Annotated in this window: 16 protein-coding genes; 9 read left to right on the top strand and 7 right to left on the bottom strand. The window is 59.2% G+C overall.

Annotated elements, in window-relative coordinates; all coding sequences use genetic code 11:
- Positions 1-4: 4 nt before the first annotated feature.
- From Q675_RS36195 to pdsR, 3 genes are read right to left on the bottom strand one after another with little or no spacing between them, the layout of a single operon-like run.
- The gene (locus Q675_RS36195; protein ID WP_022993258.1) at positions 5-1312 is read right to left on the bottom strand and encodes a DUF3422 family protein; all 1308 of its coding nucleotides are present in this window, start codon (positions 1310-1312) and stop codon (positions 5-7) included.
- Positions 1309-3345: a proteobacterial dedicated sortase system histidine kinase gene (gene pdsS / locus Q675_RS36190; protein WP_023012125.1), complete on the bottom strand. Its 2037-nt coding sequence runs from the start codon at positions 3343-3345 to the stop codon at positions 1309-1311. The genes Q675_RS36195 and pdsS overlap by 4 nt, the downstream gene beginning before the upstream one ends.
- A 3-nt stretch (positions 3346-3348) precedes the next feature.
- Positions 3349-4050: a proteobacterial dedicated sortase system response regulator gene (gene pdsR, locus Q675_RS36185; protein WP_011787092.1), complete on the bottom strand. Its 702-nt coding sequence runs from the start codon at positions 4048-4050 to the stop codon at positions 3349-3351.
- Between the two features lie 189 nt (positions 4051-4239).
- Here pdsR and Q675_RS36180 point away from each other — a divergent pair, with 189 nt between their 5' ends.
- From Q675_RS36180 to Q675_RS36160, 5 genes are all read left to right on the top strand, one after another.
- On the top strand, positions 4240-6378 hold the full coding sequence (locus Q675_RS36180) for a marine proteobacterial sortase target protein (RefSeq protein ID WP_023012124.1): 2139 nt from the start codon (positions 4240-4242) through the stop codon (positions 6376-6378).
- A complete protein-coding gene (locus Q675_RS36175; RefSeq protein WP_023012123.1) occupies positions 6375-6962 on the top strand; it encodes a class GN sortase in 588 nt (195 codons plus the stop codon). The genes Q675_RS36180 and Q675_RS36175 overlap by 4 nt, the downstream gene beginning before the upstream one ends.
- A 49-nt stretch (positions 6963-7011) precedes the next feature.
- Entirely contained in the window at positions 7012-7731 is a 720-nt protein-coding gene (locus Q675_RS36170; protein WP_023012122.1) for a lysophospholipid acyltransferase family protein, read from the top strand.
- Between the two features lie 71 nt (positions 7732-7802).
- Positions 7803-8045 (top strand): GlsB/YeaQ/YmgE family stress response membrane protein, encoded by a 243-nt coding sequence (locus tag Q675_RS36165; RefSeq protein WP_011787088.1) that lies wholly within the window; start codon positions 7803-7805, stop codon positions 8043-8045.
- A gap of 1 nt (position 8046) precedes the next feature.
- Positions 8047-8448, top strand: coding sequence for an MAPEG family protein (locus Q675_RS36160; protein WP_011787087.1), 402 nt, complete (start codon positions 8047-8049; stop codon positions 8446-8448).
- 57 nt (positions 8449-8505) lie between these two features.
- On the opposite strand, the gene Q675_RS36155 is transcribed toward Q675_RS36160, so the two are convergent.
- Positions 8506-8946, bottom strand: coding sequence for an OmpA family protein (locus Q675_RS36155; RefSeq protein WP_022993252.1), 441 nt, complete (start codon positions 8944-8946; stop codon positions 8506-8508).
- Between the two features lie 225 nt (positions 8947-9171).
- On the opposite strand from Q675_RS36155, the gene Q675_RS36150 reads away from it, so the two are divergent.
- On the top strand, positions 9172-10623 hold the full coding sequence (locus Q675_RS36150) for a rhomboid family intramembrane serine protease (protein WP_023012121.1): 1452 nt from the start codon (positions 9172-9174) through the stop codon (positions 10621-10623).
- Positions 10624-10641: 18 nt separating this feature from the next.
- Here Q675_RS36150 and Q675_RS36145 read toward each other — a convergent pair whose 3' ends face one another.
- Positions 10642-12096: a hypothetical protein gene (locus Q675_RS36145; protein ID WP_031211822.1), complete on the bottom strand. Its 1455-nt coding sequence runs from the start codon at positions 12094-12096 to the stop codon at positions 10642-10644.
- Positions 12097-12360: 264 nt separating this feature from the next.
- Here Q675_RS36145 and Q675_RS36140 point away from each other — a divergent pair, with 264 nt between their 5' ends.
- The 3 genes from Q675_RS36140 to Q675_RS36130 all read left to right on the top strand — a co-directional run bounded on the left by Q675_RS36140 (position 12361) and on the right by Q675_RS36130 (position 15947).
- Complete coding sequence (locus Q675_RS36140) at positions 12361-12930, top strand: SCO family protein (RefSeq protein ID WP_023009437.1); 570 nt, start codon at positions 12361-12363, stop codon at positions 12928-12930.
- Between the two features lie 11 nt (positions 12931-12941).
- The gene (locus tag Q675_RS36135; protein WP_023012119.1) at positions 12942-14465 is read left to right on the top strand and encodes a methyl-accepting chemotaxis protein; all 1524 of its coding nucleotides are present in this window, start codon (positions 12942-12944) and stop codon (positions 14463-14465) included.
- Between the two features lie 180 nt (positions 14466-14645).
- Positions 14646-15947 (top strand): methyl-accepting chemotaxis protein, encoded by a 1302-nt coding sequence (locus Q675_RS36130; RefSeq protein ID WP_226538079.1) that lies wholly within the window; start codon positions 14646-14648, stop codon positions 15945-15947.
- Here Q675_RS36130 and Q675_RS36125 read toward each other — a convergent pair.
- Positions 15944-16936 (bottom strand): two-component system response regulator, encoded by a 993-nt coding sequence (locus Q675_RS36125; RefSeq protein ID WP_023012117.1) that lies wholly within the window; start codon positions 16934-16936, stop codon positions 15944-15946. The two genes, Q675_RS36130 and Q675_RS36125, sit on opposite strands and share 4 nt — an antisense overlap.
- Entirely contained in the window at positions 16930-19830 is a 2901-nt protein-coding gene (locus tag Q675_RS36120; RefSeq protein WP_023012116.1) for an MHYT domain-containing protein, read from the bottom strand. The genes Q675_RS36125 and Q675_RS36120 overlap by 7 nt, the downstream gene beginning before the upstream one ends.
- Positions 19831-19940: the final 110 nt, after the last annotated feature.

The following is a 19940-nucleotide window of genomic DNA, read 5'->3' as shown; positions in this document are numbered from 1 at the left end:
ACCGCTACTGCCGGCGTGCCATGCGGATGAAACGATGGTGGATGATGCGGATGCCGATGAACACCAGTACCATCACCACCGGTATGGCCAGGGCTGTCACCAGCGACTCGTTGATCGGTAGCCCGGTGCCCTTCAGGGCGTCCAGCCCAAGTTTCAACAGGCCAATCAGGTAATAGGAGATGGCCACCACAGAGAAGCCTTCCACGGTATGCTGCATCATCAGCTGAATGCGGGAACGGCGGTCCATGGAACTGAGCAGTTGCTGGTTCTGGCTCTGGATGGCCAGCTCCACCCGGGTGCGCATCATTTCAGAGGCCCGGTCGACCCGGCGTGACAGATCTTCCAGGCGTTCGTTGACGGCTTCGCAGGTTTTTACCGCCGGGGTCAGGCGCCGGGTCATGAATTCCGTGATGGTCAGGTGGCCGGAGACTTCGTCTTCTCGTAGTTCCTCCAGTCGGGTCAGTACCAGCCGGTGATAGGCCCGGGTTGCCGAGAACCGGAAGGTGGTATGGGCACGGTAGGCTTCGATTCGGGCTGCGATGTTGGTCAGTTCGGCCAGAATCTGCTGTTCATCCAGGCTCTCGTTGTCCGCCAGGGACTGAGTGATGCGGGCAAGCTGCTGATCCATGTCGTTCAGGGAAGGAGTGATTTCCCGGGCCACGGGTAAGGCCAGCAACGACATCAGTCGATAGGTCTCGATTTCCATCAAACGCTGAACCAGGCGACCAAGCTGGCTGTTGGACATATGGTGGTTCAGCACCATGAACCGCCCGAAATTGTCGCTGTGCAACTGGAATGAGCCGAGTACCCGGGCTGCCCCTTCCTGCGGGCTGCTACCCACCAGGCGCATACCTTCAAAATGTTTGCGCATAAAGGCCAGCTCGCTGCGTGCGTCCTCTGAGGAGGCGCGCACCTCAACGTGAAAGGCCCCCACCACGGTACCCTCCAGCTGCGCCAGCCAGCCGTCCGGCAACAGGCTCAGGCCGGTTTCGGCAAACGGATCCGCGTCTGAATCGGCCAGATTGATGAAGGTGTAGGAGGTAAACTCCATATGCACTTCACGCCGTATCCGAAGCTTGCCGAAGCTCTGTTCGTAGCAGCTTACCTCTTGCTCCGGCCAGGGTTCACCCAGCAGCCGGTGCAGTTTCTGGAGATGTTCAAACTGCCGGGTTCGCTGTTCCGGTGTGGTGATCACCGCAATCTGGGTGACCCGGGCATGGGGCGGAATAATCTGGAACGGTCGGGAATGAAGTTCCTGGTACAGATCCGCCCGAAGCGGGTGAAAATCCAGGCTGCTGGTGTCGGCACTCACGGTAATGTCCTTGCTTTGGCCTCGGTAGCGGGGATGATAACCCGGAAGCAGACCCCGTCAATGCCACTCTGGTGCTGGTTTCTGGCCTCTACCCGGCCACCATGGTAGTCGGCAATCAGTCGCACGATCAGCAAGCCCTGGCCAAGATGCCCGTCGTGGGCGCCGCTGCGTTGCGAGACGAACGCGCCGAAAATATCGACGCCGTCATGGTCAGGCAGTCGGGAGCCTTCGTTAAACACTTCGATCAGGTAATGGCCATCGTGAATGTGCAGGCAAACATCAATGCCGCCGCCTTCTGGCGTGAAATCCCGGGCATTATCCACCAGCTTGTCGAGCATCTGCACCAGCATTTCCGGCGAGCCGTTCATCGCACAGTCAGAAGCCGGGCCTGAATAAACGATTCGATGCCCGGTATCCAACTGCTGGTACGCGGAGGTGGCTTCAGCCAGCACCCGGGCCAGATCGAACGGCTCTTTTTCGGTGTCCTCAAAGCTCTGCTCCAGCCGGGCGGCTTCGCTCATGCTGTGCAGGATACGTCGCAGGCGTTCGGTGGCGGTAGCTGCACGCTCAAGGTATTGCTGCCGTTCGTTCTCGGCGACTCCCTGGGCCAGGTTCTCAAGGGAAGAACGCACCACCGCGACCGGGGTTTTCAGCTCGTGGGAGAGGCGTCTGGAAAAGCTCTCCAGATACTGATTGTAGTTTTGCAGTCGGGCTACCATTTGGGCAAAGTGCTGCTGCAGTTGCCCGAGTTCGTCCCGGCTTCGGGGTGAGGGAATGGCGGCCAGAATGCGACCATCGTCGTCGACACTGGCCTCAACCAGTGCCTGCAGCCGCGTAATGCGCCAGGAGAGCCAGCTGGCATAACCCAGAAGCACCAGCATCAATGCCAGAATGATCAACAGGCTCCGGGCCAGAACGCTCCCCAGGGTTGAACCGGACAGGGTCAGTAACTGATCCAGGGACTGCTCAAGTAACAGGATCCGGCCGCCGAACAACTCATGCCGCGTGGCCAGCCAGACCGAGCCATCGTCGTGCCGAACCAGGCCGTTGTCGGGCAACCGCGGCATCTCCTGGCGATTGTTTTCCTTCGGCAAGTGCATCGGTTCCGGCTGATACAGGCGAATCAGCCCACTCAGTGCGTTGAGGCTGATCTGTTCCAGAATCTGCCCGGGGGACAAGTCATCAAACACCGAGGCTGGGGCTGGCGCAGCGACCCGACTGTGGGCCAGTATCCAGGACCCCGGTTCCAGTACTGTGGCCTGCTGCCCGGGGCTGATCTGACTCTTCAGCAGGTGCTCCAGACGGTTGTCCTGTTGCACCAGCATCGGTGGTGGTTCCAGTGTTGTGCCCGCGTCATTGTTTGGCTGACCTTCCCTGGTGGCCTGAAAGCCAAGCCGGCTGCCTGGTGATGGCAAGGGGAGTTTAAGTTCCAGTTCCCAGCTTGCGCCTTTGTCTTGCCAACTGGCCTGTAGCCGGTGATCTCTGGCTTGTGCCGGCTCAGCCCGGTACACCGGTACGTCACCAGGGGCCACCGCACGGATAAACCAGCGTTGCCCCTGGTTGTGGGTGCCCAGTTCCCGGGCCGGGGCCTGAAGCCATAATTCGAGGCGTTCATGGGCCTGGTCTGGTCGGGCGGGATTATAGAGCGCCAGGCCCTGATCCAGTCGCTGGATCAGCAAATACAGGAACTGGTCATCGTGACTGGCCTGCCAGCGTAACGGGGACGTTGTGCCGGCGGTTTGCCAGGGGGCAGGCTGGTCACCCTCGTCGAATCCGGGCCACTCATGGCCGTAGCCATCAATGGTGATGGCCTGGTCGGTGCTGCCTGCGTAGATGGCGCCCTGGTCGGTGGCGACCGGGGTATCCAGCAGCCGGTCGCCGGCCACGTCTGCCAGACGGGCGCCCTGGGCCTGAAGCTGCTGCAGGGCCTGTTGGCGCAGGGCACTGTCCAGTTCCAGCACAAAGCGTAGCCCTGCCCAGGGAATCAGCAGCATCAGCAAACTGGCCAGCAGCAACTGTCGTTTCAGGCTCAAGACTCAGACCTCACGGGCATTCCAGCGGTAGCCCATGCCATAGGCGGTCTGAATGCCGTCGAACTGGTCATCGAGCTGGCTGAATTTGCGACGGATGCGCTTGATGTGGGACGTCACGGTATTGTCATCGAGCACGGTGCTGGCGGCTTCCATCAGCTGCTCGCGGCTGCGTACATGGCCCGGGTGCTGAACCAGGGCATGCAACATCCAGAATTCAGTTACGGTCAGGTCCACAGGCTGGCCCTGCCAGGCCACCGTCATCCGGTCCACATTCAGGGTCAGCTTGCCCCGCGTGAGGATGTCATCGGGTTTCTGCAGCGCTTCGGCCCAGGCTTCCGCGCGCCGAAGCAGGGCGGTGATGCGCGCCAGCAGGTGTTCCAGACTCATGTCTTTGGTGACGTAATCGTCGGCGCCCAGCCTAAGGCCGTGTACGGAATCGATGTCGCTGTCGCGTGCCGTCAGGAAAATAATCGGCAGGGTGGCGGACAGGCTGCGCAGATCCTGACACAAGGTAAAGCCCCCCTCGGCTTCCTCGCCCAGCCCGACATCGATAATGGCCAGATCTGGCAGGCTTTGGCGCAGCACCTGCCAGGCCGCCGGCCGGTCGCCATAGGTGGATACCCGGTAACCCCGGCGTTCGAAGGCCGCGCGATAGTTGTCGCGGATGCCGGCTTCATCCTCAATCAGGACGATGTGCTTCTTCATGGTCGGTTCAGTCTGCCTTGTTGACGAAATCGCAGTGCCATTAAATCACGCTGACCATGGCACACAAGCGATGTAGAAGCCATTGCCATAATTCATCATTTTTCATCGTCGGCCTGCCTGTTTCTGCCATCGGGTTGCCCCGTGGCTGAGCTGAAATAGTGGCATCACTATCAAGACAAGGAAAATCAAATGATGCTGCTATCGCTGCTTGCTCACCCGGTCGTTCGGCCGGAATGTCACCGTCCCTCCTTAAAACCGTTGCTGTCGACCCGGGCCAGACGAAACATGATCCGCTGCGCCGAGGGCATCAGCCTCTGGCTGGCCATGGTGTTGATGTTGTTTGTGCATCCGTTGTATGCCGAGGCCCGCGCCATGGAATCCGAGCAGCCCGGGCAGCTGTATCTGGTTGATCGCAAAAGTGCATGGCAGGAACCGGCCCTGGTACTGGACAGCCGGTTTGACGTGCAGGTGACCGGGTTGCTGGCGCAGACGCACCTGACCCGTACCTTTCGCAACACCAGCGATGTCTGGCAGGAAGGCCTGTTTGTATTTCCGTTACCGGAGCAGGCCAGTGTCTATGGCCTCACCATGACCGTTGGCGAAAGGCGGATTGTGGGCCAGCTACAACCCCGGGCCCAGGCCCGCCAGAACTATGAAAAGGCGAAGCAGGCTGGGCAGAAAGCGGCGACCGTGGAGCAGAACCGGCCTAACCTGTTCACCAGCCGGATTGCCAACATCGCACCGGGCGAGGAAGTGACCGTGGAGGTGCAATATCAGCAACCGGTAAATTATCGTCATGGCGAATTCGAGTTGCGTTTGCCTACCACGCTTACACCCCGGTACATGCCGGGCGCCCCTGTTTCCACGCCCGCCAGTGCATGGCAATCCGGCTGGTCATTACCGACCACACAAGTAGCCGATGCCGATGAAATCAGTCCGTTCACGGTGCTTCCTGATGACGTAAACCCCGGCAGTCACCGCGCAACCATTCAGTTGGATATCGAAGCCGGATTGCCTGTTGATGAGGTGACCAGCCCCAGCCACCCGCTGCAGGTCAAGTTGGAGGGTAGTCGTGCAACAGTAGCGCCGGAACAAGGGCAAATCCTGATGGACCGGGATGTAATTGTGCGCTGGCGGCCCGCTGACAACCAAGCGCCGACGGCCGCGTTGTTCCGTCAGCAATGGCAAGGCGAGGATTTTCTGATGGCCATGGTCATGCCGCCGGCAACCACCGGCCAGGTTCTTCGCCGAGAGCTGCTGTTCGTTATCGACACCTCCGGCTCCATGGCCGGGGAGTCTATCCGCCAGGCCCGCTCGGCTTTGTTGAGGGGGCTCGACACCCTGCGCCCCGGTGACCGTTTCAATGTTATCCAGTTCAACAGCCAGGCCCATGCCCTTTATACGCAACCTGTGCCTGCCAATGGCCACTATCTGGCCCGGGCGCGGGATTATGTGCAGGATCTGAATGCCGACGGTGGCACAGAAATGGCCGGTGCGCTGTCACTGGCGATGGGAATGAACAGCTCGGAGCCGTCCGGCCATGTGCAGCAGATGGTGTTCATGACGGACGGGGCCGTCGGCAATGAATCGGCACTGTTCGATCAGATCCGCACCGGGCTTGGAAACCGCCGGCTGTTTACCGTCGCCATCGGTTCTGCACCAAATATGCATTTTCTCCGGGAAGCCGCGCGCTGGGGCCGGGGCCAGTACACCGCGGTACACAGCGCAGCGGAAGTGGATAAAGCCCTGGGTAAGCTGTTTGCCGCCATGGAAGCGCCGGTGATGACGGATGTCGAGGTGCAATGGCCGGATAACGCTGCACAACCGGTGCCGGCCAAGCCGGGGGATCTGTTCCATGGTCAGCCTCTGGTGCAGGTGGTTCGTGGTGCGCCGGCCGAAGGGGAAGTGACGGTCTCCGGCCGTTTGCCCGGTGGCCGGCCGTGGCGCACCAGCCTGGATCTTGCCAGTGCTGCGCCGGGCAAGGGCCTGGACCGACAGTGGGCCCGGGGGCGCATCGATGCAGTGATGGACAGCGCGCGCCTGGCGGGCACTGGGCCCGATGAAGCGGCCATCGTTGAGTTATCACTGAGCCACGGTGTGATGTCGCCGTTCACCAGTTTCGTTGCCATTGAGGAGCGCGTATCTCGGCCAGAGGCAGAATCCCTCAATCAGGAGGCCGTGCCCACCTTGCTGCCGGCCGGCAGCCAGCCCGGAATGCTGCGTTACCCGCAAACTGCCACCTTCGGTCCGTTGCTGACCGCCCTGGGGCTGGTGGGGCTGATGTTCTCGCTGGCCATTGTCATGCTCAGCCGGAGGCAGTCGCTATGAGCCGTGCGTTGCTATTGTTGGTGGGTTGTTCCGCCACCCTGCTGGTCTTTGGTTTGTGGATTCCGTTCAAGGCACTGGTGGCCCAGGAAATGCTGGAGCTGGCCTGGGCCGAGAGCCAGGCCCGACAGAGCGAGGCAAGGCCCTGGCCCTGGGCCGATACCTGGCCAGTGGCGAAGCTGGATATACCGGAACAAGGCGTGTCCATGATCGTGCTGGAGGGCGTTCATGGTGAAAGTCTGGCTTTTGGTCCGGGGCGGGTGCCCGGTAGTGAAGGCCCCGGTGCGCCGGTGGTGCTCGCGGGCCACCGTGACACCCACTTTCGGCATCTACAGCATCTGGAACCGGGCGATGCGGTCAGGCTGCAGGGCATGGACCGGCAGTGGCGACGTTATCAGGTGACAGCCACCCGGGTGGTGGACAGTTCCCGGGAGTCCCTGGATACACGGTCTCTGGCCCGGGATACCCTGGTATTGATCACCTGTTACCCGTTTGACAGCCTGGACGCTTCCGGCACGTTGCGTTATGTGGTGGAGGCAAAGCCGGCTTACGGTATGGAACAAATTGATACTGTCGCCGCTCTGTGATGTTGGCGTACACTTGTGCGCCAAAATGCAGTGGATCGGATCAAACAGAATGTCACAAGTTCGAAAAATCCTGGCCTGGCTCAGTGTTCCTGTCGTATGCCTGGTTATGATGTTGCTCTACCTCTTACGGCCTTTCAATCCTGACAACAACCGTATCCTGGGCTGGGTCGTGGCAAGAGTCGGCCGATGTATTCTGGGAATGAAGCGCCCCCTCTACGGCGCTGAAAACATGCCCAAGGATCGGCCGACCGTGATTATCGCCAATCATCAGCAGAACGATGATCTGTTTGTAATGGGTGATTTGCTACCGCCGCGTGGGGTGGCGGTTGGTAAATCTTCACTGGTTTGGGTGCCATTCTTCGGGCAGGTATTCTGGCTGGGAGGCAACATCATCCTGAATCGCGGCCGTGCGGCGAAAGCTGTGGCCACCATGCAGGCCACCAGCGACGCCATTAACCGGGAACGCAAGAGCATCTGGGTATTTCCGGAGGGAACCCGCAGCCGTGGCCGTGGCCTGGGTAGCTTCAAGAAAGGGGCATTTCACATGGCCGTTGCCGCTGGCGCACCCATCACCATGGTGTGTGCGGGCGAATACCATGGCAAATCCAGAGGCTGGACCGGACGACGGGAGCCTGTGCCTTTGCGGATTCTCCCGCCAGTCGAAACACAGTGCATGACCAGCGAAGACATTCCCGAATTGATGCACCGTTGTCGCCAACAGATGGAAGAGGCCATTGCTGACCTCGCACTTACCCACGGAACTGCTTGAACAGCCAGTGAAAACAGGGCAGTCTTTCGGACGAAACTGACGCTGATTCTGGACATCTGGGGAGTGACATAATGAACCTGATCTGGTTTCTGATCATTGGTGGTCTGGCCGGCTGGCTGGCCGGACTGATCATGAAGGGCAAGGGCTTTGGCGTGTTGGCCAACATTGGTATCGGGATTGTCGGCTCGTTTATTGGCGGCTTCCTGTTTGGCCTGTTGCAGCTGTCGGCCCACGGTGCCATTGGTCGCCTGGTTACCGCAACAGTCGGGGCCGTGCTGCTGCTGGCCATCGTCAACAAGATCAAGAAGGGCTGACATGATCGTACCTGTCACTGCTGTTTTTGCGGCTGTCACTGGCCTGCTGTTGCTGGTGCTGTCGGCTCAGGTGGTCAAGTACCGGCTGAAATACCGCAAGGGTCTGGGCGTCAATGAGGATCCGGAGTTCGAAGCTGCCGTGCGGGCCCACGCCAATCTTGTGGAATACGCACCGCTGGGTTTGATCATGCTCGCCATTGCCGAGCTCAATGGCGTTTCCGGTTCGCTGATCTACTGGACCGGGATGGCGTTGGTGGTCGGCCGCATTCTCCATGCCTGGGGAATGATCAACGGCAAGGGCGGGCCTCATTGGGCACGCATGATTGGGATCCTGCTAACCTGGCTGGCGATTCTGGTTGCGGCACTGTTGCTGTTCTGGAACGTCTGGCAGGTATATGGCTGAAACAGTGTCCAGCCATTGAAGAACGGGGCCTTGGGGCCCCGTTTGTGTTTCTGTCGATTACAGCGCCCGGGCGACGTCCAGGCTCAGGTATTCCAGTTCCACACGCCGGTTGGCGGCGTGGTCCTCCGGCCTGGTCAGCGGGCGATCCGAGCCCCAGGTGGCAAGCAGGATGGACGATTGCGACACGCCTTCCTGAATCAGTAGCCGGGCCACAGCGTTGGCTCTGAGCCGGGCCAGAAACCGGTTGTATTCGGCAGAGCCAAAGTTGTCGGCATGGCCGTGAATGCGAACCTGCATGCCGGGGTGCCCTTTGATATAGGCCGCGTGCCGCTTGAGCATATCGATATCCGGGGCATCCAGCGTGTGTTTGTTGAAACCGTAGTGGAATCGGGTACGGTGGGGGCGGTCGGCGTCGGCCGACAGTTGCCCGTTGGCGCCCGCGAAGGCCAGGGCGGCCTTGGCCAGCATATCGGGGTTGTCCAGAACAAGTACGGTCATTTGCTGCTTCCTCGAGTCGAGTGCCCGGCGTTTTTTGTTATGTCCCCTTCACTATTGATGTCAGAGGCCATAACGGCAATTGGCGAATGGTCGATAGCCGCCCGGGTTCTATAGCTACCGATTGAATGGCATTTGTGTGACTGTGTGATTACACCGGGAAAAGAAGGCCCCGCTGTGGTAAAAAGCAGCTTTTCAGGGACAGATTATGATGAATTGTGACCGCCCATGCTGATTATTCCTGCCGAGAATGCCGTAAACTGGAAACGCCCACCCTGGGTAACCCTGGGCCTGATCATGGCCTGCCTGCTCGTCTTTCTGTTCTACCAGGGCGGAGACGACCGCAAGCTCGAAGCCGCGCTGGAAGACTATCTGGAGAGCGATTTGCTGGCCCTGGAGGCCCCCGCCTATGAGGACTACCTGCAGCGGGAAATCCAGTTCGAAGGCAACCAGCAGCGGGTTCTGGAGTTGCAGGAGTTCCAGCAGCTTCAGGAAAATGAGGAGGAACTCTGGCAGGCGGTGACGCTGCTGCTGGATCGTGAGTTTTACCAGTATCTGCAGCAGAACCGGGATCTGATCTGGGCCCCGGCCGAGCGTAACCTGTGGCTGGAGCAGCGCTCGGCGATCGAGCAGCAGTGGATCAGCCGGATGAGCGCCTATCAGCTGGGACTGGTGCCGGCAGAGCTCTCGCTGTACACGCTCATTTCCTACCAGTTCCTGCACGGCGGCTGGGGCCACATTATTGGTAACCTGCTGTTCCTGTTCCTGCTGGGTTTTACCGTGGAAAAAGCGCTGGGCCCGGGGCGCTTTCTGGTGGCTTATCTTGTCTGCGGTGCCTTGTCCGGCCTGGTATTTACCGCCTTTTCCATGGGTAGTCAGGTACCTCTGGTGGGCGCGTCCGGCTCCATTTCCGGGTTGATGGGTATGTATGTGGCTATTTACGGGCTGCAGCGCATCCGCTTCTTCTACTTCCTGGGCGTTTACTTCAACTATTTCCGGGCACCGGCCATCGCCATGCTGCCGGTCTGGCTGGGCAAGGAAATCTATGACTACTGGTTTGCCGGTGCCACCGGTATTGCCTATATGGCCCATGCCGGTGGCCTGGCGGCCGGTGCAGGGTTGGTGTGGCTGCTGGGTCAGAGCTGGCTGCAGGTGAAAGACGAGTTCTTCGAACCGGAGCAGGAAGAACAGGACGAACAGTTCACCAAGGCCTATGGCCAGGCCATGGCCAGCCTCGGCCGCATGGAGTTCGACCTGGCCCGGCGCCAGTTCGAGGCGTTGCGGGAGCGTTATCCGGAACGGCCCGTGCTGCTCGAGCACCTGTATCAACTGGCTAAATTAAGGCCGGACCTGGACAGCTACCGGATGCGTGCCGAAGAAATGATGGCCGATGCCATCGCCCGGCGGCAGCCGGAACAGATGGTGGATGTCTGGCAGGAGTATCTGAGCAAGGGCGAGGCCTATCATCCGTTGGCACCGGAGGCGCACAATCGTGTGCTGTTCGCCAGCCTGAAACGCCATGATTTCAAAGCCGCAGAGAAGGCGTTTGAACGCATGCGAGCCAAGGCCGAACCGGACATGGTGAATGAAGCCTGCCGGCTACTGGTGGCGGAGTTCGAGAAACTGCAGATGGAGCCGAAAGCGCGCCATTACCGGCAGCTGTTGCAGGTTCACGGCTGAGGCGTGGCAGGCACGCCCTCAGTCTGAAACCTGAAAGCTCGCTTTTGGCCCTTTCAACGGTTGTTGGTTCGCCGCCTGTTCCAGCCAGACATCAATATGCTCGTGGGCCGGATGGTTCACGCAGCGCTTCTTGATGAACGACAGGAAAGCACTGGCTTTTTCCCATTGCTGCAGGCCATTGGCCAGGGCCTGGGCCACAATCAGATAGGCGGGTGCCAGCTGCTCGCTGTCCGGGAAGCGTTTGTGGAAATCCTGCAGTAAACGGATGGCCGCTTTGTGATGGCCCCGATGGTACAGGGTGCCGGCACACTGCACCGCCAGTTCCGGGTCGTCCAGCTGGAACTTCGGCTCCACCATTTGCAGCGTCTGTAACAGTTGATTCAGCCCGTCTCCATCATGCCGTTGGGCCAGCCAAGCCATAATCCTGGGGTGGTAGCGGTACAGCTCTTCGGTATCATTGCGGGCGGTCAGCAGCTGGTAAAGCTGGCCGATGCGGGCAGGGTTGGTCCGGTCCCGTTTGAGGGCTTCCTTGAGCATGCTCTGCACACGGTCGTAGTTGCCGTCTTTCAGGTTCATATCCAGATCGGCATCAAACCGGCTGCTGCGATCCCGCTGGTGTTGGTCGGTTTCCGAAATCTCGTCCTGAAGGTCTGAGGCAAAACCGAGTTCTTCCTGATACTGGAACAGCAGGTAGCCCAGCATGTGAAACAGGATCAGGGTAAAGGTACTGTTCAGGAAACCGGCCAGAGGTTGGGCCACCCACATGGGGAAATGGTTCACGGCAAAATCCTGCGCCGCGCCGGAAGCCAGGGTGAGCAGAATCAGGTACCCGTAAAGCAGGAAGTAGGGCGTGCCGATGCGTGAGATCAGCACCGCCAGGTTCATGGGGTTTACAGCAGCGCCCACAGAGCGTTCCATGGCAAGCACCATGATGCTGGCCGGCAGTGCCAGTATCACAAACGCCACGGCCAGCATCATCAGTATCGGCCCGCCCAGCATGGCGGCGGCGCCTACCAAACCGCCCATCAGCACAAACACCAGCAGTTGCAGCACCACAATGTCAAAACCGCTGCCGGTAAACGCCACCGACACGGGTGGCGGTTTCAGATGGCCTTCCGCGGTGTGGTTGATCACCGCATAGGTGTACTTGAACAGAGCCAGGGCCAGCACGAGCCAGATGATCAGGCCAATAATATTGGCCGGCGCCACCACAGGAACCAAAGTGCAGATGGCGATCACGATCAGCGGATCGGTGTGGAAGGGGTAACGGAAAAACGCCCCCACCCGCTGCCAGAAGGGCACCACCTCAGTGGCGGCGCCCAGATAACGCATGGCTTTACTGCAGCGGGGACATAGCGCCCGGCGCTGGCGGGTATCGGCATCCGGCATGCAACGGCTGCAATAGTGCATCTGGCATTCGCCACAATGCCACTTGGCAGGGTCACCCGGATGGTAATGACAATCGTGCTTCACGTGAGACAGTTCCTGATCCGTCAGAAATCAGCCGCCAATCATGACAGAACTCGACAGTTGCCGCACCCGCTGTGTTCACAGTTGGGTCTCGGTCCGTCTTGTTGTAGTGACGATGGTTATATCTACGCATCTGCCGGGTATGTATGTGAACCCCTGAGCCTTCGCTACGTATCATCACCCTGTAAGGAATATCTCGGAATAACCTTATAAGCCCATGGTTCCTTCAGCCGATAACCTGTTTACCGTTGCTCAGGAGATGACTCAATGCGAACACGTTCTGCGATTACCGGTGTCATCTTGTTGGTGATCGGTCTGTTGGTGTCTTTACCGTTGCTGGGCCATATCACCCGTGATGGCGATTACTACGGCTTCAAAACTAATATTGAAGTACCTCCGTTACCCGGGTATCAGCGTGGCAGCGAGGAGATTCGGCTGGTGTTTTTCGGCTACCAGCATTGCGGCACGGTCTGTCCGCTGCAACTGGTCAACTTGAAGGAGCTTCACGACCGAATGGCCGACGAACCGGTGCGCTTCGTATTTGTAACACTGGATCCCGAACGAGACAGCCAGCAGGAGCTTGACCGGATTATGGCCAGTATGGGCGAGGGTTTTCAGGCCGTCCGGCCCGTATCTCAGGCCGCTGCGCAAGAACTGGCGATGGGGTTTGCCGAATATGCCGCGAAAGTGGGTAACGGTGATCAGTACGATTTCGACCACAGTGCACGGATTTACGCCGTCACCGCAGATAATCGGCGCCATTTGCTTTACAGCTCCCCGGCGCTGGATCTGGCCCGGGTTGAGCAAGACATTCAGCGGCTTCTGTCGCAATTTTGAGGGTTTCAGCCGTGGCAAACAGCATTGCGATTGACGATCTGGCAAAAGAACAGGCGCTGGTAACCGACCGCCAGATGCTCTTTATTCTGTTGGCCCATGTACCTGTGGTGGGGCTGTGGGTGCCCTGGGGTTATGGTACCCATGGTTTTGCACTGGCGGCTTCGGTGTTGGTGGGTGTGGTGGCACTGGCGGGCTACTACCTGCTGCGGGGCACCCGGGCGAGTTCGGTTCTGTTCGCGGCCTGCCTGATGCTGTATTCGGCCATTATGATTCAGGCCCAGATGGGCCGTATCGAAATGCATTTCCACATCTTCTCGGCCCTGGCTCTGGTGATCATTTACCGGGACTGGGTGCCGGTTGTTGCTGCGGCCGTCACCATTGCCGCCCACCATCTGTTATTGACCGCTTTGCAGCTTTCAGAAGCTGAGGTGGGCGGAATGCCATTGATGATTTTCAACTATGGCTGTAGCTGGGGTATCGCCTTCCTTCACGCCGCCTTTGTGGTGTTTGAGGCCGGCATTCTGGTGTTCTTTGCGGTGCAGATGAAACAGGAGAGACATCAGGCATTTCGCATGATGGCCATTGTCCGCGACTTTGACCGGGAACATGATCTGTCCGGCCGCCTGCCCGCCACAGACGGTAACGCCAGTGCCAAATCCTTCAACGACATGATGGAAAAGTCCTGCGAGCTGATCCGGCAAATGCGAGAGTTCTCGCTGGAGCTGCGTCGGAATTCCGAACAGCTGTTGCGGGCGAGCGAGAGCACTCGTCGATTTGTAGATGAGCAGCAACAGCAGGCTGATCAGGTAGCCACCGCCACCAACGAGATGTCGGCCAGCGTGCAGGAAGTGGCGCACAATGCTCAACTGGCGTCGGAAGCCGCCAGCGATGCGGCGGATTCCGCTTCCGCAGGCAGCCAGGCCATGACTTGTGCCCGAACCATGACGGATGCAACCAACAAGGCACTGGAAGACAGTGCCCGAATGGTGGAACAGTTGGCAGGCAAGGTGGAATCCATCGCGCGGGTTACCGGTTCGATTCACGATATCTCCGACCAGACTAATCTGCTGGCGCTGAATGCGGCTATCGAGGCAGCCCGGGCAGGAGAGCATGGCCGCGGATTTGCTGTGGTCGCCGATGAGGTTCGATCTCTGTCGCGCCGCACTCAGGAATTCACCGAGGAAATTCGTGCCACAGTGGATGAGTTGAAGAACCTGTCCGAGGCCACCACTGCCGCCATGGAAATGGGGCAGACGCGCTCCACAGAATCCAACCGGGCGATTCAGCAAGCCGCGGAGGCTATTAACCGCATTGAACAGGCCATTGATTCGGTCAGCAGTATGAACAACCAGATCGCGGCGGCCTGCGAGCAACAGGCAGCCACGTCGTTGCAGATCAACGAGAACATTCATGCGGTTGCGACCCGTAACGCTGAGGTGGCCAAAGAGGCCGACAGTGTGCAGAACATGGCGGGTGAGCTGGAGAACAGCGTGGTCCGGGTGGACGAGTTGATCAGCCGCTACCGGTTGCCCTGAAAACCCGTCAGAAAAATTGATCTGGGTTCTGCAGGATCTGGCGCATCTGCCGTTAATATTGACAGTTATCAAGTTCAAACAAGTCCAATAATTCCGACTGCCGGATCTGCGTGAGTAAGAGCTATGTTCCTGTCTGAAAAACGAGCAAAACAACAGATTCAATCTTTACTTGATAACGGGGTGCCCACACGTTGTCCGGACTGGCTGGTGCCACTGGCAGAGTATTTGTCGTCGGTGCGTTCCGAGGAGCTTTCAGTGGCCAACGGGGCGGTGGATGTCTCCCGCCATATTTCTGATCTGGGCCAGGGCGCTCTGGAGTTTGACGACCGCATTCATAACCTTGTCGCCAATATTCAGACGTTGTCCGCCGCCATTGAGGAAATGTCGGCCAGTGCGTCGGAAGTGGGTGGCCTGGGCCAGGATGTACTGGAGCAAGCCTCCCGGGTAAATGAGTACACCAGGGAATCCATTTCCGCGCTGGAGGATATGGAGGCGCGTCTGGCCGAGGTGGATATCGCCCTGACCCAGGCCAACGAGGAAATGCGTTCGCTGGCGGAGCAAACCCGGAGTATTGAATCGCTTACCAACACCGTGAATGAAATATCCGACCAGACAAACCTGCTCGCCCTTAATGCGGCGATTGAGGCCGCCCGTGCCGGTGAGGCGGGCAGGGGCTTTGCGGTGGTTGCGGACGAGGTGCGGCAATTAGCTGCCCGAAGTGCGGGGGCGGCGCAGGAAATCAACGGGATTGTCTCGCAGATCATCTCCGGCTCTGAATCGGTCCAGTCCCGGTTGGGAAATTCCGTACGTGCTGTGCAGGCCTCGGGGGAAAGCCGGGAGCGGGTGGCGGAGGTGATACATCAGTCCCGGGAGTCCTCGAACATCAACTACGACCAGGCAACCTCCATTGCCGCTGCGGCCGAGGAGCAGAGTCAGGTGGCCGCGGATATGGCGCGTCAGGTCAGTTCCAACTCTGAAGATTCCGATGCTTTGGCCAGTATTTTCCGGGATTTGATGCAGGCGATTCGCCCACTTCGGGACGACACCGACCGCATCTTCAGCCAGATCCGGTTAACCACTCCCTGTCTCGTGCTGGCCAGTGCCAAGCGTGATCATGTGGTCTGGGTGGACAAGCTCATCCGCTTTGCCGTATTCAATGAAAACTCGATCACTGAGGCGGAAGTGAAGGATCACACCCAGTGCCGGCTGGGCCATTTCCTGGCCAGCGACAAGGCTCAGCCCATGCACCAGCTCCGCAGTGCTGACCGGCTGATTAAGGTGGTTCACCCACAAGTGCATAAAGCAGGCCGTGAGCTTTATAAAACGGCCCAGGAATTTCATCAGAAGAGGATCAGTTCTGATCGCTATTCTGAACTCTCCCGGGAGTTGGTAGCCACGCTCAAGTCTTCCTCAGGCGAAGTCATTGACCTGTTGGATGACATGATTGAAGAAGTTCTGAAGCGTGGCGATCTGGGCTGTTAGGCAGCCTCTTCCTGCCAACGCTGGCGCACCTCAAGTATCGCCGGCAGGCAGCGAAAGAAGGCCTCGACCAGTTCCGGGTCGAAATGCTTGCCGCTTTGCTCGCGAATCAAATCCGTTGCCTGTTCTATCGGCCATGCTTTCTTGTAAGGGCGCTCGCTGGTGAGAGCGTCGAAGACATCGGCCAGGGCCACGATCCGGGCAGAGATGGGAATAGCGGCGCCTTTCAGGCCTTGAGGATAGCCGCTGCCATCCCATTTCTCGTGATGATTCTGGGCCACTTCCCGCGCCATATTAAGCAGGTCTGAGCCGTCTTCTCCGATGATCTCCGCCCCGATTTCCGCGTGGCGCTGCATGACAGCCCACTCGTCCGGATCCAGTTTGCCGGGTTTCTGAAGGATAGCGTCCGGAATGCCGATTTTGCCGATATCGTGCATCGGGGCGGCATTGAGCAGGGTGTCAGACCAGGCTTCGCCGAGCCCGGCCTCCAGTGCAATCAGCCGTGAGAAATGGCTCATGCGGATTACGTGCAGGCCGGTTTCGTTGTCCTTGTATTCTGCCGCTCGCCCCAGCCGCTGAACGACGGCCAGCCGGGTCTCTATCAGCTCGTCCATACGCACCAGAGACAGATGATTTTTCACTCTGGCCCGGACTATCGCCGCATTCACGGGTTTGGTTATATAGTCCACCGCGCCCAGTTCAAAGCCCCGGGCCTCGTCATCTGCGTCCGACAATGCGGTGACGAAGATCACCGGAATAGTACGGATATCCGGGTCTGCTTTCAGGGTTTTGCACACCTCGTAACCGGACAGGCCCGGCATCATCACATCAAGCAGGACAAGATCCGGTTTCTCTCTGCGTGCCAGTTCCAGCGCCCGTTCACCATCTTTGGCGAACAGTAGCCGGTAGTGGTCGGAAAGTACGTTGCGCAGCACCTGAAGGTTGGCTGGCTCGTCGTCCACCAGCAGCAGGGTCTTGGTGTCGGTCAGCATTGCGAGGCCTCCAGGGTATCGCGAAAAGTGATCAGAATTTTGGCCGCTTTCTCTGGTTCGAAGTCGTCGAGAGCCTCGTTCATCACATCGGCGATCTCCGTGGGCAGTCCTGGCTTCAGCTGGTCGATAGCGCGTTCCGGAATTTCGCCCTGGCTCAGGCGTTCGATCACTTGTGCCAGCGTTTTCGGGTCTATGGCATCCGGTTCAGTCCAGCTTGCGGGGCGCGTTTCAGAGTCCGCTGCTTGTTCGGTCAGCCACTGGCGTGCCCGATCAAAATCGTTCTGGAGCTCCTGCCACAGGGCCTCCGGCACCGGTTTTTCCGATTTCAGCCGGGTCTCCAGGTTTGCCAGCGTTGCCGCTAAACGCCGGAAACCCAGATTACCGGCAATGCCGCGAACCCGGTGGGCTTCGGCTGTCGGGTTATCGGGGCAGAGCCGGATTGCTTCGGGTTGATTCTCTGGCGCTTGCAACAGACGTCCTGCCGCCCGTAGGTGTTTTTTGGCGTCCGGCCAGAGCTGCCTGAGCGTGACGGTATCTATCGTACTGTCGTCGACATCATGACCTGCATTGCTCGGTGCCGAAGCCTCTATGCCCAGGACTCTGGCCATCTCGGCAGTGAGTTCCGGCAGATTGAGTGGTTTGATGGCGAAGCCGTCCATGCCCGCCTCCAGGGCCTGCCTGCGGTCGTCTTCCAGCACACTGGCGGTCAGGGCGATCACGGGTGTGTAGCTGCGTTGGGCGGCGGCTTCATGTTGCCGAATGGCCCGGGTGGCGTCGTGACCGTTCATGCCGGGCATCTGCACGTCCATCAGAATCAGATCGAAGGCCTGGTTGCGGTAGAGGTCCACCGCTTCCTGGCCGTTGGCGGCCGTGGTGACGTCATGTTTGCGGTGAAGCAGCAAAGTTCTCAGTAGTTCCAGGTTTTGTGGCACATCATCGGCAACCAGAATGCGCAAAGGGGGAAGCGCGATTTCCTGGTCTGCCAGCGTATCCTCGTCCACGGCCTGGCCGGTGGGCAGGGGCAGTTCTACCTGGAACACCGAGCCTTCGCCCGGGCTGCTGGTTACGCTGATGGTGCCACCCATCAGTTCCACCAGTTGGCGGGCAATGGTCGTGCCCAGGCCGGTGCCACCGAAGCGACGGGTCATGCTGGAATCAGCCTGGGTAAACGGCTCGAAAATCCTGTCGATGCGATCGGCGGAAATACCAATGCCGGTATCCTCAACCCGGATAACCACTTTGCCCGCGGCGGGCTCCTGCACCTGCAGGGTGACGCCACCCGTCTGGGTAAACTTGACCGCGTTGCTTAACAGATTCAGTACCACCTGCTGAACGCGCAGGGGATCGCCCTGGTAGTAATCGCCGGCCTGATAATCCAGTGTCAGATACAGCCCTTTGCGCGCCGCGTTCAGGGATTGCGTGGCAATCACCTGGTCACAGAGCCGGCGCAGGTTAAAATCGTGCAGTTCGAGTTCGGTATGACCACCGTCCAGTTTGGCGGTGTCCAGTATATCGTTGAGCAGGTTAAGCAGAGACCGGGCCGAGGTTTTCACCACGCCAAGATGCCGTGCCTGGGTTTCATCCAGCGGTGTGTCCAGTACCAGGTCTGTGAAGCCGATAATGGCGTTCATCGGGGTGCGGATTTCGTGGCTCATGTTGGCCAGAAACGCACTTTTGGCGGCGGCAGCCTGTTCTGCGTCCTCTTTTGCCTGGCGCAGATCGGTTTCCATGCGATGGCGCTCGGAAATGTCAGTGATGAAGCCTACAAAGGTGCTGATGCCACCCAGCCGGGATTCACCAATGCCCAGGCGCACCGGTATCTGGTGGCCATCCTTATGCAGCGCCCAGACTTCGCGGCCTGAACCGATGATTTTACGTTCCCCGGTGCGCAGGTAGTTTTTCAGATAGCCGTCGTGGGCGCCCCGATGGGGGTTGGGCATCAGCATGTTGATATTCTTGCCCACGATTTCATCGGCGTTGTAACCGAAGATGCGTTCTGCCGACTCGTTAAAGGACAGTACGATCCCCCGATCCGAGATCTTGATAATACCGTCCACGGCGGCATCAACGATGGTGCGCAGTTCGCTGGCGGTTTCCTGGCTGCGCCTCATCAGGGCGCGATAGCGGGCCACCGCGTTCACCCCGGATGCGAGCAGGCTGAGGGTTACCGTTACGAATGCAATGGTCAGTGCCAGAACGGTGTGGCTGTTGCTCCCGGGCAGAAAATCCGGGGCGGGCTGGCCGATAAACCGGGCGGCTTCCATCGCAGCGTAATGCATGCCGGCGATGGCCAGCCCCATCACGGTACCGGCGAGTAAACGGCGCTTGTACCCACGCAGGCGAGTTCTATGGCGCAGCCCGAAGCTGATCCACAGCGCCAGGGTGCCCAGCATCACCGCCACCACAATCGACAGTGCGAATAACGTTGGGTCGTAGCGAAGTGCCGGCCCGATCTCCATAGCGGTCATGCCGAGATAGTGCATGGCACCGATGCCGGCCCCGACCACCACGCCACCACCGATCAGTCGCGGCCCGGTCAGTTCGTGCCGGGCCAAAAGGCTGAGTGCCACCCATGAAGCAAACAGACTTGGGACGGCGGATAGTGCGGTAATCCAGGGGTGAAAATGCACATGGGTAGGCATTTCAAAGGCTAGCATGCCAATAAAATGCATGGACCAGATGCCAATGCCCAAAGCGGTTGAACCGCTGAACAGGTGCAGGCGCTGCATGTAAAGGGTGTTGCTGCGGCGCGCAGCGGCAACCAGGGTTAGCCCCAGGTAGGAAGCGCCCACAGAGATCAGCAGAGACAACATCACCAGGCCATAGTCGTATTGGCCCGACACCAGCTTGTCGGTCTCTGGATTCAGAACAAAGAAGTGATCAAGCGCCAGCAAGCGAGATTCCTGTAAAAGCTGAAGAGATTTGAGGTATGTACGGTATCAGTACGGGATTGGCTTAAGTATCGTCCTTCTGTTTAATTTGTATACGCCAGGTCACGGATGAT

Origin of the sequence: Marinobacter sp. EN3 (genome assembly GCF_000475315.1) — a bacterium.
GTDB lineage: Bacteria > Pseudomonadota > Gammaproteobacteria > Pseudomonadales > Oleiphilaceae > Marinobacter > Marinobacter nauticus.
Note: the sequence above shows the minus strand (reverse complement) of the source record. Positions and strands in the feature narration are given on the sequence as shown.